Source organism: Nonomuraea sp. NPDC059023 (assembly GCF_042740095.1).
In the GTDB taxonomy this organism is placed as follows: Bacteria; Actinomycetota; Actinomycetes; order Streptosporangiales; family Streptosporangiaceae; genus Nonomuraea.
The window spans coordinates 40,849-57,487 of sequence record NZ_JBHYIO010000038.1 but is presented as its reverse complement, the minus strand read 5'-3'; the positions used below and the strand labels follow the sequence as shown (position 1 = coordinate 57,487).

Annotated in this window: 18 protein-coding genes; 14 read left to right on the top strand and 4 right to left on the bottom strand. The window is 70.7% G+C overall.

The window, feature by feature from the left end:
• Positions 1-19 precede the first annotated feature (19 nt).
• Positions 20-499 (bottom strand): Lrp/AsnC family transcriptional regulator, encoded by a 480-nt coding sequence (locus tag ACFWYW_RS45330; RefSeq protein ID WP_184967643.1) that lies wholly within the window; start codon positions 497-499, stop codon positions 20-22.
• Between the two features lie 67 nt (positions 500-566).
• Between ACFWYW_RS45330 and hppD the strand changes: the two genes are divergently transcribed.
• The 3 genes from hppD to ACFWYW_RS45315 are packed head-to-tail and all read left to right on the top strand — an operon-like array spanning position 567 to position 3,607.
• Positions 567-1,667, top strand: a complete 1,101-nt coding sequence (gene hppD, locus ACFWYW_RS45325) for a 4-hydroxyphenylpyruvate dioxygenase (RefSeq protein ID WP_184967641.1) — start codon at positions 567-569, stop codon at positions 1,665-1,667.
• A gap of 34 nt (positions 1,668-1,701) precedes the next feature.
• Positions 1,702-2,136: an RDD family protein gene (locus ACFWYW_RS45320; RefSeq protein WP_379610737.1), complete on the top strand. Its 435-nt coding sequence runs from the start codon at positions 1,702-1,704 to the stop codon at positions 2,134-2,136.
• Positions 2,137-2,191: 55 nt separating this feature from the next.
• Entirely contained in the window at positions 2,192-3,607 is a 1,416-nt protein-coding gene (locus ACFWYW_RS45315) for a M1 family metallopeptidase (protein WP_379610738.1), read from the top strand.
• Here ACFWYW_RS45315 and ACFWYW_RS45310 read toward each other — a convergent pair.
• Positions 3,604-4,599 carry an ROK family protein gene (locus ACFWYW_RS45310; RefSeq protein WP_379610739.1) on the bottom strand — a complete coding sequence of 332 codons (996 nt, stop codon included), beginning with the start codon at positions 4,597-4,599 and terminating at the stop codon, positions 3,604-3,606. The two genes, ACFWYW_RS45315 and ACFWYW_RS45310, sit on opposite strands and share 4 nt — an antisense overlap.
• A 135-nt stretch (positions 4,600-4,734) precedes the next feature.
• On the opposite strand from ACFWYW_RS45310, the gene ACFWYW_RS45305 reads away from it, so the two are divergent.
• From ACFWYW_RS45305 to ACFWYW_RS45255, 11 genes are read left to right on the top strand one after another with little or no spacing between them, the layout of a single operon-like run.
• On the top strand, positions 4,735-5,169 hold the full coding sequence (locus ACFWYW_RS45305) for a PadR family transcriptional regulator (RefSeq protein ID WP_379610740.1): 435 nt from the start codon (positions 4,735-4,737) through the stop codon (positions 5,167-5,169).
• Complete coding sequence (locus ACFWYW_RS45300; RefSeq protein WP_379610741.1) at positions 5,166-6,092, top strand: hypothetical protein; 927 nt, start codon at positions 5,166-5,168, stop codon at positions 6,090-6,092. The genes ACFWYW_RS45305 and ACFWYW_RS45300 overlap by 4 nt, the downstream gene beginning before the upstream one ends.
• Positions 6,093-6,125: 33 nt before the next feature.
• Positions 6,126-7,058, top strand: a complete 933-nt coding sequence (locus ACFWYW_RS45295) for a hypothetical protein (protein WP_379610742.1) — start codon at positions 6,126-6,128, stop codon at positions 7,056-7,058.
• Positions 7,059-7,072: 14 nt separating this feature from the next.
• A complete protein-coding gene (locus tag ACFWYW_RS45290; RefSeq protein WP_379610743.1) occupies positions 7,073-7,945 on the top strand; it encodes a hypothetical protein in 873 nt (290 codons plus the stop codon).
• Between the two features lie 45 nt (positions 7,946-7,990).
• Positions 7,991-8,323, top strand: coding sequence for a PadR family transcriptional regulator (locus ACFWYW_RS45285; RefSeq protein ID WP_379610744.1), 333 nt, complete (start codon positions 7,991-7,993; stop codon positions 8,321-8,323).
• The gene (locus ACFWYW_RS45280; RefSeq protein WP_379610745.1) at positions 8,320-9,216 is read left to right on the top strand and encodes a hypothetical protein; all 897 of its coding nucleotides are present in this window, start codon (positions 8,320-8,322) and stop codon (positions 9,214-9,216) included. Before ACFWYW_RS45285 ends, ACFWYW_RS45280 begins: the two co-directional genes overlap by 4 nt.
• A 49-nt stretch (positions 9,217-9,265) precedes the next feature.
• Entirely contained in the window at positions 9,266-10,966 is a 1,701-nt protein-coding gene (locus ACFWYW_RS45275; RefSeq protein WP_379610747.1) for a peptidoglycan-binding protein, read from the top strand.
• The gene (locus ACFWYW_RS45270) at positions 10,959-11,636 is read left to right on the top strand and encodes an ABC transporter ATP-binding protein (RefSeq protein WP_379610748.1); all 678 of its coding nucleotides are present in this window, start codon (positions 10,959-10,961) and stop codon (positions 11,634-11,636) included. Before ACFWYW_RS45275 ends, ACFWYW_RS45270 begins: the two co-directional genes overlap by 8 nt.
• Positions 11,623-12,801 (top strand): ABC transporter permease, encoded by a 1,179-nt coding sequence (locus tag ACFWYW_RS45265; protein ID WP_379610750.1) that lies wholly within the window; start codon positions 11,623-11,625, stop codon positions 12,799-12,801. Before ACFWYW_RS45270 ends, ACFWYW_RS45265 begins: the two co-directional genes overlap by 14 nt.
• Positions 12,802-12,812: 11 nt before the next feature.
• A complete protein-coding gene (locus tag ACFWYW_RS45260) occupies positions 12,813-13,658 on the top strand; it encodes a hypothetical protein (RefSeq protein WP_379610751.1) in 846 nt (281 codons plus the stop codon).
• A complete protein-coding gene (locus tag ACFWYW_RS45255) occupies positions 13,658-14,470 on the top strand; it encodes a hypothetical protein (protein ID WP_379610752.1) in 813 nt (270 codons plus the stop codon). Before ACFWYW_RS45260 ends, ACFWYW_RS45255 begins: the two co-directional genes overlap by 1 nt.
• On the opposite strand, the gene ACFWYW_RS45250 is transcribed toward ACFWYW_RS45255, so the two are convergent.
• Together ACFWYW_RS45250 and ACFWYW_RS45245 are read right to left on the bottom strand one after the other, a co-directional pair.
• A complete protein-coding gene (locus ACFWYW_RS45250; protein ID WP_379610753.1) occupies positions 14,467-15,447 on the bottom strand; it encodes an ROK family protein in 981 nt (326 codons plus the stop codon). The genes ACFWYW_RS45255 and ACFWYW_RS45250 overlap by 4 nt on opposite strands.
• Complete coding sequence (locus tag ACFWYW_RS45245; RefSeq protein WP_379610786.1) at positions 15,444-16,613, bottom strand: FIST N-terminal domain-containing protein; 1,170 nt, start codon at positions 16,611-16,613, stop codon at positions 15,444-15,446. The genes ACFWYW_RS45250 and ACFWYW_RS45245 overlap by 4 nt, the downstream gene beginning before the upstream one ends.
• Positions 16,614-16,639 lie beyond the last annotated feature (26 nt).

The window sequence follows — 16,639 nt, the reverse complement described above, 5'->3', positions numbered from 1 at the left end:
CCTGAACCCGATGGTACGTCTACCGCGCCACACGACGCGGGACATCCGCGACCAAGGGCAGCACACGGTATGGGACAGGTGTGTCGAGCGCGATTACGGAGGATGTTCTGAGCACCCCCTGGACTTCCACGATCTGGTCGATAACCCGCTGGAGGTCGGCATTCGTGCGCGCCACGACCCGGCAGATGAGATCGCTTCCGCCGGTGATCGTGTGAACTTCGAGCACCTCGGGAATGTGCGCGAGCCGGTCCGCCACGGGGTCGTGCCCGGCCACCTGGCGAATCTCCATTGTGACGAACGCCATGACGTCGTAACCGAGCGCGGCGGGCGAGACGTCAGGACCGAAGCCGGTGATCACCCCCCGGGCGATCATGCGATCGAGCCGAGCCTGGACGGTCCCGCGCGCCACGCCGAGCCGCCGCGAGCACTCCAGGACACCGAGCCGCGGCTCAGTGGTTAGCAGACTGAGCAGTTTGGCGTCCAGTTCGTCGATGGCCATGGACAGATTGTCCACCAAAACAAGTCACTGTTGCGCACTAAGCGCATCAAATTCAACAGTTAGCCCTATGAGCGACGTATTTCCGGTGAACGGCATGCACGCCGTGGTCTTCGCGGTGGGCAACGCCAAGCAGACCGCCCACTACTACTCGACCGCCTTCGGAATGCAGCTGGTGGCCTACCGGGGCCCGGAGACCGGCAGCAGGGACGAGGTGGCGTACGTGCTCAAGTCCGGCGGCGCCGTATTCGAGTTCAGGTCCGCGGTACGGCCCGGCCACGACCTGGCCCGCCATGTGGCCGAACACGGCGACGGCGTGATCGACCTGGCCATCGAGGTGCCCGACGTCGAGGCGGGGTACGCCTATGCCGTCGCCCATGGGGCGCGGGGGCTGGCGGAGCCGTACACGATGGAGGACGAGCACGGGAAGGTGATCGTCGCCGCGATCGCCACCTACGGCGAGACCCGCCACACGTTGATCGACCGCTCCAACTACAACGGCCCCTACCTGCCCGGCTACGCCGCCCGCGAGCCGATGGTGGCGCCTCCGGCCAAGCGGTTCTTCCAGGCGATCGACCACTGCGTCGGCAACGTCGAGCTGGGCAAGATGGATGAGTGGGTGGAGTTCTACCGCAAGGTGATGGGCTTCACGAACATGGCGGAGTTCGTGGGCGACGACATCGCCACCGAGTACTCCGCGCTGATGTCCAAGGTCGTCGCCGACGGCACCAGGAAGGTCAAGTTCCCGCTGAACGAGCCCGCGATCAGCAGGAAGAAGTCGCAGATCGACGAGTACCTCGAGTTCTACGGGGGCCCCGGGGTCCAGCACATCGCGCTGGCCACCAACGACATCCTGGCCACGGTGGACAACATGCGCGCGGCGGGCGTGCAGTTCCTCGACACTCCCGACTCCTACTACGACGATCCCGAGCTGCGCTCGCGCATCGGCGAGGTCAGGGCGCCGATCGAGGAGCTGAAGAAGCGCAAGATCCTCGTGGACCGCGACGAGGACGGCTACCTGCTGCAGATCTTCACCAAGCCCGTGCAGGACCGGCCCACGGTCTTCTTCGAGCTCATCGAGCGCCACGGCTCGCTCGGCTTCGGAAAGGGCAACTTCAAGGCGCTGTTCGAGGCCATCGAGCGCGAGCAGGAACTCAGGGGCAACCTTTAGTTTGTCCTGACCCGGTGGTGGTGATCTTGCTTGCATGACACCACCACTGGCGGGGCGCTGGCGGCGACTGTTCTCGGGCCTCCTGGACGAGATCATCATCGCGATCGTCTCGATACCGTTCAGCTGGAACAGCTGGACGTACGTCTGGGACTCCAGCCGGGGCATCTGGGAGCGCATCCCGACGCAGCACGTCTTCCTGCAGTCGATCATCGCCTTCCTCTACTTCTGGCTGCTGCACTCCTACTGGAACGGCCAGACGGTCGGCAAGAAGGTCTTCGGCATGCGGGTCGTGCAGGAGAACGGCGGCAAGGCCACGGTCGGCCAGGTGGCCATCCGCGAGGCGGTCAGGACCGTGCTGAGCTGGCTGTGCTGCATCGGCGCCCTCCTGGACCTGGGCTGGATTCTCTTCGACAGTCGTAAGCAGGCATTGCACGACAAGGCGGGCAAGACGCTCGTCGTGGATGCCTGAACCAGGGTCTTACCTATCGTAGGCTTCTGGTCACGCTTCGAAGGGAGACGTGGCCATGGGGTCCACCCGGCGCATCGCGGTATCGCTCACCGCGCTTCTCGCCGTGCTCGCCTGCTCGCCGTCCAACGGCGCCGCCGCCCCGACGTCGGCCGGGCCGGTGGCAGGGGACGCGGGCGCGCCGGGGATCGGCGACGCCGATTTCCCGCTCGACGGCAACGGCGGCTACGACGTCGCCCACTACGACCTCCGCCTCGACTACGACCCCGGCAAGCTCCACCTCAACGGCGCGGCCGCCATCCAGGCCAGGGCCACGCAGCGGCTGAGCCGGTTCAACCTCGACCTGGCCGGGTTCGACATCGGCGGCGTGTCGGTCGACGCGCGCGAGGCGACGTACTCCCGCAGCGGCGACGAGCTGACCGTGATCCCGGAGCGGCCGCTGGACAAGGGCGCCAAGTTCACCGTGAAGATCACGTACTCGGGCAGCCCGAAGCCGATCAAGGACGCCACCAACCTCGGCACGTACGGCTGGATCGCCACCCCCGACGGCGCCTTCGTCGTCTGCGAGCCCAACGGCGCCAAGACCTGGTTCCCCGCCAACGACCACCCGGCCGACAAGGCCCGCTTCGACTTCGAGATCACCGTCCCGCAGGGGCTGACCGCGCTGGCCAACGGCGAGCTGACCGGCAAGCCGCAGACCTCGGGCGGCAAGACCACCTTCTCCTGGCGCGAGAAGCACCCGATGGTCACCTACCTGGCCACGGCGACGCTGGGCCGCTTCGAACTGCGCCAGGGCAAGACCGCCACCGGCATCGCGAACCTGGTCGCCGTCGACCCCGGGTTCCGTTCCTCGCTCGACCGGCTCTACACCGTCTCCGGCCAGGTCACCGACTACTGGAGCACGGTCTTCGGCCCCTACCCGTTCTCCTCGACGGGCGGCGTGGTGGACAACTTCCCCGCCGGTTACGCGCTGGAGAACCAGACCAAGCCCATGTACGGCGGCTTCGACCCCGACGAGGGCATCATCGCCCACGAGCTGGCCCACCAGTGGTTCGGCAACAGCCTGAGCGTCAAGCGCTGGCGCGACCTGTGGCTCAACGAGGGCTTCGCCACCTACGCCGAGTGGCTGTGGCAGGAGCACCGCGGCAAGTCCCGCGCCCAGGCGGTCTTCGACAACTACTACGCCCGCCCGGCCACCGACCCCATCTGGGCCTACCCGCCCGGCAGGGCCAAGCCGAAGGACCTGTTCAACGAGTCGGTCTACACGCGCGGCGCGATGACGCTGCACGCGCTGCGCACCGAGATCGGCGACCCCGCGTTCTTCCGCCTGATCAAGGACTGGGCCGCCGGGCACCGCTACGGGCACGTGACCACCGCGCAGTTCGTCGCGCTGGCCGAGAAGGTGTCGGGCAAGCAGCTCGACAAGCTGTTCGACGCGTGGCTCTTCCAGCCCAGGCGGCCGGCGGGCGGCTAGTCCCGCCAGTAGAAGAAACGATCCAGCGCGAGCGCCGCCGCCCCGGCCACTCCGGCGTCGCGGCCGAGGCCGCAGCGGTCCAGGTGAACGGGCTCGCGTGTCCTGGCACGCAGGGCGGCGCGTATCCGGTCGAGCAGGTCATCGGGCGCGGCCGCGAACAGGCCGCCGAGCCGTACGTGCTCGGGGCGGAGCAGGGTGACGGCGGCGGCCAGGGCGGTGGCGAGCCAGGCGGCCACCTCCTCACGGAGCACGGCATCGGCCGCCACGGCCGCCATCAGGCACTCCCGCCCTCCTCCGCCGCCGGGCAGGCGGGCGGACAGGGCGGGTCCGGAGATCACGGCGGCCAGGCAGCCGGTGCCGCCGCAGACGCAGGGCGGGCCGTCGTCCGTCACGCGGAGGTGGCCCAGGTCCGCCGGGCGAAAAGGGCGGCCGTCGAGCACCGCCCCCGCGCTCACGCCGCCGTCCACGTGCACGTAGACCAGGTCGCGGGCGCGGCAGCCGTACCTCGCCTCGGCCAGGGCCATGGCGCAGGCGTCGTGGCCGGTCACGACGCCCGGCCCGAGCGGGACCCCGAGCCGGTCGGCCACGCACCGGTCGGGCGCGGCCACGCCGGCGCCCAGCACCCGCGCGGGGTCCACCCCCGACGCGGCGACCAGCGCGCGGATCGCCTCGGTCAACGGCCCGCAAGCAGGTACGGCGCCGCCCGCGGCCCGGCCCAGCAGGTCGCGCAGCCCCAGCCGCACCCCGTCCGCCCCGGCGTGCACCCCGACCACCCAGAACGCCTCCGGCTGCAGCGCCACGTCGGTGGCGGGACGCCCGACCCGGGGCGCGCCCGGCGGCCCTTCCGCCAGGCAGCCGTCCGCGATGAGCTGGCCGACGACCTTGGTCATCGTGGTGGCCGACAACCCGGTCCTGCGGGCGAGCTCCGCCCTCGGCATCGGTCCGGCGTCACGGAGGAGACGCAGCACGAGGCCGCGGGCTGTATTGGTCATGGTGAGAACGAAACTAATCTCCCCATCACCGGACACAAGACCCAAAAGGCACTAGCTGTCCGTGGGCGGCCGCCCCTCGCCGCGAAGCGTTACAAGCGTTGCAGACACTCCGTTGAACGGAATACGGTCTTCCCCATGCCCCGAGGAACCTCTGAAGTCAGTGAGCCGATGTTCTTCGTGCTCACCGCGTTGCTCAACGGACCGCTCCACGGACACGCGATCAGCAAGCTGATCCAGGAGCTGTCCAACGGCCGGGTACGCCCGTCGGTCGGCACGCTCTACGGCATCCTTGAGCGCCTGCACGAGCGCGGCGTGATCGCCGTCGATCGGGAGGAGACGGTCAACGGCCGCAACCGCCGCTACTTCCGCATCACCGACGACGGCCAGGCGCTCGTCGAGGCCGAGGCCAGGCGGATGCAGGAGGCGGCGGCGCTGGTCCTGCGGCTGTCACCGGGCCAGGCACAAGCCTGGGGCCTGGGCGCCGCCCGGAGCCTGGGCGCCGTCTGGGGTCTGAGCGGGGGGCGGGGGGCGCGGGCCGGGGTGTCCTTGCTGGGGATCGCGCGCGGATGACGGCCACGCTGGAAAGTCCGGTCACGAGCGTGCTCGAACGCCGCTACCGCAAGCTGCTGCTGGCCTACCCGCGCCCCTACCGGCAGGCGCACGGCGACGAGCTGCTCGACGTGCTGATGGAGTCGACGGACGCCGATCGGACCGTCCCGCCGCCCAGGGAGGCGGCGGGGCTGGTGGCCGGTGGCATCCGTACGCGCGTCATCCACCTGGCGGGTGGCAGCGTCTGGCGGGACGGGCTGCACCTGGGCGTCACCGCCGTGGCCGTCGCCAATCTGGCGGCGCTGGTGCCGTACGCCGGATCGATCCCGTTGTGGACGGCACTGTCGGCCCTGTCGGTGCTGGCCGTCCTGCGGGGGTGGCTCTGGGCCGCGATCCCGCTCACCGTGGCCGTCGGCGTCAAGGCGGTGGCCGTCGCGGGCGGCCGGCAGGTGGCGGAGCTGACCCAGGTGCCGGTCTATCCGGGGCTGCTCACCGACCGGCCGCTGTTCGTCGACAGCGATCCGGGGGGCGTGACCGCCGCCTACGGGCTGGTGGTACTCGGCCTGCTGGCGCTGGCGCCGCGCGGGGGCGCCCCGCGCGTGCGTTCCTGGTGGTGGTGGGCGGCGATCCCGTTCCTGGCATGGGACGGCCCCGCCTGGATGATCGAGGAGCACAATCTGCCGATCAGCCTGAGCCGGATGGGGCTGGAGCTGGCCCTGATGGTCGCCGCGGCCGCGGCCGGCTACCTGACCCGTGACCTGCGCTGGGCGCTCGGCTGCGCGTTCTACCTGGCGGTCACCGTCACCGGGGTGAGCCTGCTGATGCTCCCCGAGTACGGCGTGATCCCCTCCGCACAGCACCTGGCGTACTGGGCCCTGCTGGGACTGCTGACGGCGGCCGCCGCCCTTCTGCCCCTCCGGCAGCGGAGGCATGCCCTGGATTGACGATACTCCGTTGAACGGACTATGGTCTCCGGCATGCCCAAGAGATCAGCTCTTGCCGCGACCGCCGGGAACGGGGGAAAGCGCGCCATGATGTGCCGCGTCACGTTCGCCGCGGCACTCGTGCTCGTCGCCGGGTGCGCGGCCGAGCCCGTCCCGACCGCCACCCCCAAGGCCGCGAGCAGCACCAAAGCATCCGACAACGCGCACCGGATCCAGTCGATCGTCGGCGACTGCATGAAGAAGAAGGGCTTCAGGTACGTCCCCTGGGTGCCGCCGGTCAAGACGTCCAAGAGCGTGAACGACCGGGCCTATCTCGGTGACTACGCGGCGATGAAGCAGGAGCGGGAGAAGAGGGGCTTCACGGTCTTCTACCGCTACGCGCATCCCGACCAGAAGGAAGAGGTGCTGTGGTCGGCGGAGGACAGCCCGAACAGCGCCATCATCCAGGACCTGTCACCCGCCCAGCTCGCGGCGTACGAGAAGCAGCGGACGGCGTGCAAGTCCCGGGCGATCAAGGAGGTCACCGGCAAGGTCGTCAAGGATGAGAACGACCTGTACGCCCAGGAGGACGCGACGGTCGAGAAGGTCCTGGACCGCGAGCTCAACGGCGACCCGAAGCTGGTCGAGCTGGCCGCGCAGATGGGCGCCTGCCTCAAGGGCAAGGGCTACTCCGTGGCCGACACCCGGCCGTCCACGCTCCACACGTGGGGCTGGCGGATGTTCGAGGACAAGGTCAAGGCGCTGGCCAAGAACGACGATAAGCCGGAGGACGAGGAGATGGCCAAGCACGGGCAGTACGCGATGCCCGTGATCTCCGTCGCCGACGGCAAGCGCTACTTCAGCCAGGAGGTCAGGGTCGCGCTGGACGACCTGGCGTGCGGCAAGGACTTCTACGCCGCCTACTCACCCAGGAACGCGGAGATCCAGCAGCGCGTGGCACTCGAATTCGGCGGCGGGAACTACTGACCATGATCAAGAAGATGAGCCTGGCCGTGAGCGCGCTGGCCGTACTGACCGGCTGCGGGAGCGTCCAGGCGGGCGGTGAGCCGAAAGCGGGGGCTTCGGCTACCCCCACTACGGCGACCGCGGACAAGAAACTCCAGATGGAGTCGATCCAGGCCGACTGCATGAAGCAGAAGGGCTTCAGATACGTCGCCTACGTGCGACCTGAGGAGAAGAAGACCGCCGCCGAGATCAAACGCGACAACGGCGATTACCAAGAAATGCGGAAATATCGCGAGAAATACGGCTTCGAGGTGTTCGCCGAGTTCATCCACCCGGGCGAGGTCGGCATCAGCAAGGAAGAGGCCAAAGTCGACAAGGACCCCAACAGGAAGATCACCCAGGACCTCTCCACGGCCCAGTACGAGGCCTACAGAAAGGCCCAGGACACCTGCTTCTCCCGCGCGGCCAAGCAGGTCCTCGGCAAGACCGTCACCCGGCGAATGGATATCTTCAACCAGTTCGCCCAGGCCAAGAAACTCATGGTCGCCAGAGAGATGGACGGCGACCAGCGGCTCGTCGGACTCGCCTCGGCGATGGCCGACTGCCTGCGCGGCAAGGGCTACACCGTCACCAAGACCGCTCCGCGCGACATCTCCATGATGGTCCACGACACGATCAACGACACGATGAGCCGGATAGGCGCCAAGCAGGAGGGCGTCGAGTGGCAGCCGGGCTCCAAGTCGATCATCCAGGCGAAACTCACCGCCGCCCAGGCCAAGCCCTATTTCCAGAAGGAGATCAAGGCCGCGCTCGACGACCTGGAGTGCGGCAAGGACTTCTACCCCGTCTACAACCCCAAGGACCTGAAGATCAACAACACGCTCCTCGCCGAGTATGCGATGAACTAAGGGGAACCTTGACCATGCTTCGCGCCTCGAAGTATCTTCTCAGCCATGTCTAGGGGATCGTCGGTGAGTGAGCAGACGTATTTCGTACTCGCCGCCCTCCTGGACGGCCCGCTCCACGGGCACGCGATACTCAAGCGCGTCGTCGAACTCTCCCAGGACCGTGTCAAACTCGCCGTCGGCACCCTGTACGGCGCGCTCGACCGCCTCACCGACACCGGCGTGATCGTGGTCGAGAAGGAAGAGGTCGTCAACGGCCGCAAGCGCCGCTACTTCCGCATCACCGACGACGGCCGTCGCCTGGTGGAGGAGGAGGCGCTGCGCATGCAGCAGGCCGCGTCGGTGGTCACCAGACGCACGCTCGGGATGACCTTCTCATGAGCCGGCTGGAGCGCCGCTACCGGTTATTGCTGCGCGCCTACCCCGACGGCTACCGCGCCGACTACGGCGACGAGTTGCTGGACGTCCTGCTGACCACGGCAGAGCCCGACCGGGCGCTGCCTCCCCTGCGCGAGGCCGCCGCGCTGGTCAAGGGCGGCATCAGGACCCGCATCCTGCAGTCGGCGCACGGCCCGGCCCGGGCGGACGGGCTGCACCTCACGGTGACGGTGCTCAGCCTGCTCAACCTGGCGGTGCTCATCCCGTACGCGAGCAACATCCCGCTCTGGGTGGGCGTGGCCGCGGCGACGTTCCTGGCCACCCTGCTCGGCCGGGTACGCCTGGCGATCCCCCTGGCCGCCCTGCTCTCCGTCAAGACGCTGGCGCTCACGCTGGCCAAGCCGTGGCTGGACGAGACGCTGCTGCCGGTCTTCCCCGACCGGCCGTGGCAGTCGATGCCCGCGCTCTACGCCAGCGGCGGCCCGATCGCCCCGGCCGTCGCCAACGGCCTCCTCATCCTCGGCCTCGTGGCGTTGGCCATTCGCGGCGAAACCCTCCACCGCCGTTCGTGGTGGTGGCTGGCCGCGGTGCCCGTGGCCGCCGGCGCGGATCCAGCCTGGCGCGACATCGTCGAAGCCACCCCTTCCGCGATGCTCCGCGTCGGGCTGGAGACCGCGCTGCTCCTGGCGGCGTGCTACGCCGGCCACGTGACGGCCGACCACCGCTGGTCGATCGCCGCCGCCGTCTACACGCTGCACAGCACGGTGGTGCTCGCCGAGAGCTTCACGTTCGTCGTCGTCACCCGGCAGGAGAGCGCGCACTGGGCGCTGGTGCTCCTGCTGACCCTGGTCGCGGCGGTACTGCCGTTCCGTACCAGGCGCAACGTCCTGCTCTGAACCCCGCCGGCGCCACCGGCTCTCTTCAGCATGCCCTTTTGGAGTTCCCATGAAGTCGCCGCGGAAGCTTCTCGCCGCCGTCCTGGCGGGCGTCCTGGCCATCGCGGGCGCCGGCTGGTTCCTGAGCACCCGCCTGCGCTCGCCGGCCGACGAGGCGGCCCGCCGTACGCCGCCCAAGGCCAGTCTCGTCACCGCGGCGGTCGAGCGCCGCAAGCTCGTCAGCACCGTCGCCGTCAACGGCACCCTGGAGTACGGCTCGCCGTTCCCGATCACCCTCGCCGGGGTGGTCGGCGGCCCGGCCGAGCTGCAGCGTGCCACGCGGGCCCCGCGCCAGGGCAGGCTGCGCGAGGGCGGCGTGCTGATGGAGGTCAACGGGCGGCCGGTGTTCGCGCTGCGCGGCAAGGTGCCGATGCACCGCACGATCGCGCCGGGCACCAAGGGCGACGACGTCGAGCAGTTGCAGAGGGCGCTGCGCAGGCTCGGGTTCGGCACGCCGGTCACGGGGGTGTTCGACGGGGCCACGGTCGCCGCGGTCACCCGGCTGTACACGAAGGGGGGTTATGAGGCCCAGCGGCCCGCGTTGGCCGACCGGCAGGCGCTGGACACGTTGCGCAAGGCCGTACAGACAGCGAAGGAGACGCTCGCGATCGAACAACGCGCGCTCGACCAGGGGCGCGACGTCCTGCCGCTGAAGATCAAGCTCGGCAACGCCGAGGACGAGCTGCGCGCGGCCGAGAGCGCGCTGGAGGAGGCGGAGGACGGGCGGCTCACGCCCGAGGACCAGGCCAAGGTGGACGCGGCCGACTCGGCCGTGCGCGCGGCCGAGGAGAAGCTGCTCGAAGCCGAGCAGGCGCTGGCCGAGGCGAACAGGCCCGCGCCCACACCGTCGCCCTCGCCGGGTGCCGACACCCGGCTGCTGGAGCTCAAGGTCGCCAACGCCGCGGCGGAGCTGGATTCCGCCCGCCGGGCGCGCGACCGGCTCGCCGGGGAGAGCGCGCAGGCCCGCGTGAAACGCCTGCGCGAGCTGCGTACGGCCGTGATCACCGCGCAGGAGGGGCTGGTCACCGCCGAGCAGGCGCTGCGGCACGCCCGGCAGGTCTCCCCCGCCAAGCTCAAGGTCGCCAACGCGAAGAAGGACGTGGCGGCGGCGTCGTCGCTGCTCGGCGAGTTTCTGCGCACGTTCGGCACGTCGATCCCGCCGGGCGAGGTGGTGTTCCTGCCCGCGCTGCCCGCGCGGGTGCACAAGGCGAAGGTGAAGGCGGGCCAGATGGTCGAGGACGAGGTGGCCACCGTGACCAGTTCGTCGTTCATGGTGTCGGGATCGGTGGAGGCCGGCGAGGCCGGCCTGCTGCGCGAGGGGCTCAAGGCCAGCATCGAACTCGACTCGGGCCAGACCTATCCGGCCACGCTGAGCGCGGTCGGCGAGAAGGCCAAGGTCCCCGGCGAGGAGGCGCCGCCCGCCGGCAACCGGCCCGTGCTGATCACCCCCGAGTCGATGAAGGGGCTCAAGGGCCTGTCAGGGACCGCCGTCGCCGCCAGGGTGACCGTGGGCGCGACCGACGAGCCGGTGCTGGTGGTGCCGGTCGCCGCGGTCGTCACCGCCGCGGACGGCAGGGCGCGGGTGCAGGTCGAGACCGCGCCGGACCGGACGAGAGAGGTCGAGGTACGCACCGGGCTGACCGCCGACGGCCAGGTCGAGGTGAGCGGCGAACTCAAGGAGGGCGACCGGGTGGTGATCAGCGGTGCCTGAGCCGGTCATCGAGCTGGAACTGGTCTCCAAGGAGTTCCCCTCCGACCCGCCGGTCCGCGCGCTCGACGAGGTCAGCGTCGCCGTACGGCAGGGCGACTACCTGGCCATCGTCGGCCCGTCGGGCTCCGGCAAGTCGACCCTCCTCAACGTGCTCGGCCTGCTGGACCGTCCCACCTCGGGCAGCTACCGGCTGGACGGCACCGAGACCACCACGCTGCGCGACGGGGCGCGGACGAGGCTGCGCGGCGACCGGATCGGCTTCGTCTTCCAGTCGTTCCACCTGCTCGCGCACCGCAGCGTGGTGGAGAACGTGATGCTGGCCGAGGTCTACGGCGCCAACCCCCGCAAGAACCGGCGGGAACGCGCGCTCGAAGCCCTGGACCGCGTGGGACTGGCCCACCGGACCGGCTTCCCGCCCGACCGCCTGTCCGGCGGCGAACGCCAGCGCGCCGCCATCGCCAGGGCGCTCATGGGCGGCCCCTCCCTGCTGCTGTGCGACGAGCCCACCGGCAACCTCGACAGCCGCAACACCGGCGCCGTGCTCGCCCTGTTCGACGACCTGCGCGCGCAGGGCCTGACGATCGTCGTCATCACCCACGAGAACGACGTCAGCCGGCGCGCCGGGCGCCGGGTCAGGATCACCGACGGGGTGCTCAGTGAAGATTCGTGACCTGTGGACCGAAGCGCTCGCCGGCATGCTCGCCAGGCCGGTGCGCTCCGCCCTGACCACGCTCGGCACGGTGCTAGGCATCACCACGCTCGTCGTCACGCTGGGCGTGGCGGCCACGGCGGGCAACCAGATCGTCGGCCGCTTCGACGAACTGGTCGCCACCGCCGTCACGGTCGAGGTGCCCGAGCAGAAGAACGCCCCGCTGGTGAGCTGGGACGCCGTCTCCCGGGTGACCAGGCTGCGCGGCGTCACCTCGGCCGCCGCCGTGGCCGAGACCAAGGACAGCGCCAACCTGTCCGTCCGCTCCAACGACCTGGTGGACCCCACCCGGGTGACCGCGCAGACCTTGAGCGTCCTGGCGGCGACCACGGACCTGCCGCGGGCGGCGCGGGGTCGTATGGTCGCCGGCCGGTTCTTCGACACCGGGCACGTGCGGCGCCAGGACCGGGTGGCGGTGATCGGCGACCAGGCCGCCAAGCTGCTGGGCGTCGGCAGCCTGAAGCGCGCTCCGGCCATCTTCATCGGCAAGCACGCGTACACGGTCATCGGGGTGCTCGGCGAGCTGCGCCGCGAGCGGAACCTGTCGATGGCGGTGATGATCCCGCCGAGCACCGGCCGCCAGTTCGGCCTGCGCGACGTGACCCGGGTCCTGATCAACACCAGCCTCGGCGCCGCCGACCTGATCTCCCGCCAGGCCCCGCCGGCGCTCAGCCCGGGGAACCACGACCTGCTCCAGGTGATCGCCCCGCCCAGCCCGATCAGGGCCCGCGACAAGGCGCAGGACGACGTCAACGCCCTCTTCCTCATCCTCGGGCTGGTCTCCCTCGTGGTCGGCGCCGTCGGCATCGCCAACGTGACGCTGGTGACCGTGATGGAGCGGGTCTCCGAGATCGGCCTGCGCCGCTCGCTGGGCGCCGCCCGGCGGCACATCGCCGCGCAGTTCTTGCTGGAGTCCACGCTGACCGGGCTGACCGGCGGCGTGATCGGCGCCTCGCTCGGGGTGGTGACCATCGTCGCCGTCTGCGCGGTCAAGGAGTGGACACCCCTCCTGGACGTACGGCTGGCGCTGGCCGCCCCCGTGGCCGGGGCCGTCGTCGGCTTGCTGGCCGGGCTGTATCCGGCGCTGCGGGCGGCCAGGATGGAACCTGTGGACGCGCTGAGATAGTGTCCGCCCCGATGGGACTCCGGCAACTGGCCACCGCGCTGACCATCCTTTTGGTCAGCGGCTCAAGCGCGCTGCCCGCCGTGCCGTCCGTCGCGCACCGGCCGCCTCTGTCAGCCAAACAGCTCAGGGAGAGCCTGATGGCCGACTGCATGAAGCGGCACCGCTTCCGCTACATCCAGGACCTCGAAGCGCCGGCCCCGATGACGGAGGCGGAGCGCGGGCTGGCCGAGGGCGACTACACGGCCATGCTGGCCGACCGGGAGAAGAATGGTTTCCGGATCTTCGCCCGGTTCGTCTTCCCCGCCGACACCGGCCCCGGAGGCGTCGCGGCCTACCGCATGCACCCCAACACCGAGATCATCAGAGCCCTGTCGCGCGCTCAGGCGCGGGCCTACTTCGCGGCCCAGACCCCGTGCTACGTCTGGGCGGCGGAGACGGCGCTCGGCCGGAAGGTGACGAGCTACGAGGACCTCGACGCCAAGCTCAAGGTGGCCGCGGAGGCGGCGATGCAGCGCGCGCTCGACTCGGACCCCCGGCTGACCGCGGGCGCGCGGGACTATGCCGCCTGCCTGAAGTCCAAGGGCCGCCCCGTGGCCGACCCGCGTCCGAGCCAGATCACCTCACAGGTCCAGAAGTCGCTCATGGACCAGTTGTGGGAGCTCGGCCGCCGCCAGTGGCCCCGGATGCGGGGCAACGTGATGCCCGACCTGTCCCGCTTCGAGGCGGAGCCGTACTTCCGGGAGGAGGTGCGGGCCGCCCTGGACGACCTGGAGTGCGGCAAGGACTTCTACCCCGTCTACCAGCCGCGGGCGAACGCCGTCTACGCCCGCGTCAACCGGGAGTGGGGGCAGGAGTAGTGCGGGGGTCGCTGGCGTTCGCGCTGGCCACGGTGATGGTCGCGGGCCCGGCGGCGCCGGTTCCCGAGTCCGGGGCGGCGCCGGTGGCGAACCGGCGCGAAACCCTCATGGCCGCCTGCATGAAGGATCAGGGATTCAAGTACATCCCCGTCGGCTCCCCCCGGCGGCCGCCGCGCCAGAACACCCCCGAGCAGGAACGCCAGAGCCGGGCCAAGTACGGCTTCAAGGTCTTCGCCATGTACGTCCACACCACCGACAAGGAGGCCGGCGGCCTCGCGGCACTCCCCTACGACCCGAACGACCGGCTGACCGCTGCGCTGTCCCTCACGCAGGTACGCGCCTACAGCCGCGCCTACGACGTCTGCCTCGGCTCGGCGGTGCTTCGGCTCACAGGCAGGCAGGTCACCGGGCGCTTCGACCTCGACCGAAAGCGGGACGCGGCGTTGAGGCACGCCCTGGCGCGGGAGTTCGACAGCCACCCCCCGGCGCGAATGTTCGCCCGCAAATATGCCGCTTGTCTGGAGGATTACGGCTACACGGTCCGCTCGGCCCTGCCCAGCCGGATCACCAGTCAGGTGCGGGAGTCGTTCGTCGCCGAACGCGACCGGCTGGCCGACGCGGAGTTCCCGATCAGGAAGGAGGGCGTGGAATATCTGCCGACGCTGTCGCCGGGGCAGGCCGCGCCGTACCTGGACAGGGAGGTCAAGGCGGCGCTGGAGGATCTGGAGTGCGCGACGCGGTTCTTCAGGAAGACGGGCCCGATCCAGGCCGAAATACAGGCGCGCGTCGCCGCCGAGTGGGCGCTCGACTAGGACGCCCAGTACCTGTCGCCGCCCAGGAGCAGCGCCGCCGCGCCCACGAGGCCGGCGTCCTGGCCGAGCAGCGCCGGGACGACGGACAGGCGCCGCGCGAAGTCCATGCGCGCGTGCTCGCGCAGCGTCCGCTCCAGCGGCCCGAACAGCAACGCGCCCGACTGCGCCAGCCCGCCGCCGATCGTCACCACGTCCAGGTCGCACAGGTGCGTGGCGGAGGCGATCGCCAGGCCCAGCGCGTGTCCCGCCCTGGCGAGGGCCGCGCGGGCGATCGGGTCGCCGCGGCGCGCGTCGGCCGCCAGCATCTGTCCCGTCGTCTCCCGATCCTCCCGATACGGCCCGGCCGCTCCCTCCTGCGTGTGCGAGCCGTCCTGCACCCACAGGCGGCCCTCCCGCGAAGGCGTCCAGCCCTGCCCCTGCGCCCACGCCACGAGCGCGGGCCCGCGCGCGACGGCCTCCAGGCACCCGTGGCCGCCGCAGCCGCAGGGCGGGCCGCCGGGCTCCACGATGACGTGCCCGATGTGCCCGGCGTTGCCGGTGCCGCCGTTGACGAGCCGGTCGCCGAGGATGAGCCCGCCGCCGACCCCGGTGGAGACGACCATGCCCAGCATGTTGGCCCGGCCGCGCCCGTGGCCCTTCCAGTGCTCGGCGACGGCCAGGCAGATGGCGTCGTTGTGGACGCGCACGGGTTTGCCGGGGAAGCGGGCGGCCAGCCGTTCGCCGAGGGGGAAGCCGCGCCAGCCGGGGATGTTGAGCGGCGAGACCTCGCCGGAGGGCCAGGCCATGGGCCCGCCGCAGCCCACGCCGACGCCGCCGAAGCCGTCGTAGGGCTCGATCAGCGTGAGCAGGGTCTTCCACAGGGTTTCGGCGTCCGCGTCCTGCGGGGTGGCCAGGCGGCGGGTGCGCCGTACGGCGCCGTCGGGGGCCACCAGGGCGGCCGCCATCTTGGTGCCGCCGACGTCGATCGCGAGGATCACCGGCTGCCCGAGGAGAAGACCAGGACAGAGGCGGTGAAGCCGTGGACGTGGTTGTGCCCGGCGACCGGGCCCACCTCGCCGGCGGCGAAGAATCCGGCCATGCCGATGTGGCCGAGGGTGTCGCGCAGGGCGACGGCGTCGTGGTCGGCGGTGCCGAACATGGCGGAGCCGCGGCCGTTGCAGGCGAACAGCAGCGCGCCGTCGACCTTGCCCAGCTCTTCGCGGTGGGCGTCGAGCAGGTCGTAGAGGTCCTCGTCGGCGGTGGCGGCATCGCGTACCTGGAAGCGGACGGTTCTGCCGACTTCGACCACGTCGCCGATGGCGACCGCCTCCCGGTCGGGGTCGATGCCGAGCACGCCTCTGATGAGGAAGTCGCCGCGTTCGTGGCGCTCGGCGTACTCGTCCATGGCCAGGCCGATCTGCAGGCCGGAGGCGACCAGGTCGCGGTCGTCCTCGTCGAGGTCGCTGACGATGTCCTCCAGGCGGGCGAGGGCGGGCTGACCGGCCAGTTCGAGCAGTAGGTTCTCCTCGGCGCGGGTGACGACCATGGTGGGGCCGATCGGGCGGCAGCCCTGGCTGACCACGGTGCTGACGTTGACCTGGCCGCTGATCAGCACGCCGATGGCGCCCTCGGTGTAGACCTGGCCGTCGGCGAACAAGCGTACCGAGCCTCTGCCGCTCATCCCGTTGGCGAGGCCGCCGATGATCGGCAGGTCGCCGAGCACGTCCACGGAGCGCTCGACGAACGCGTCCGTCGGAAAGGTGTACGGGTCGGCCATCAGGACGGCCACGTGGTCGTCGGCGCCGCGTTCCGGCAGGCCGACGACGACGAAACGGTCTTCGGCGGTCAGCGTCTCCAGGGCGAAGGTGGTCAGTCTGGCGCCGTCGAGCGTCGCCGCCCAGGCGCTGACGGACGGCGCGAGTTCGACGCCCTGGCCGTCGCCGATCACGCCGGTGGCGCTGCAGCCGATCACGTGCGCGTCCGGCGCGAGCGCCATGGCCCGGCGGCCGGCCTCCGCCACGTCGTCGGGGTCATCGCCGCAGATGAAGAAACAGACCAGGTCGGCCTTGCCGGCAAGCCTCGACAGGGCCTGCCCCACGGCGCGCTCGGCGGTCGCGCCCAGGTCGGATCCCACGGCGAGGCCATCAGCGAAGCGGCTCGTCATCAGGGCCACGCGTCTCGCCTCCCTTG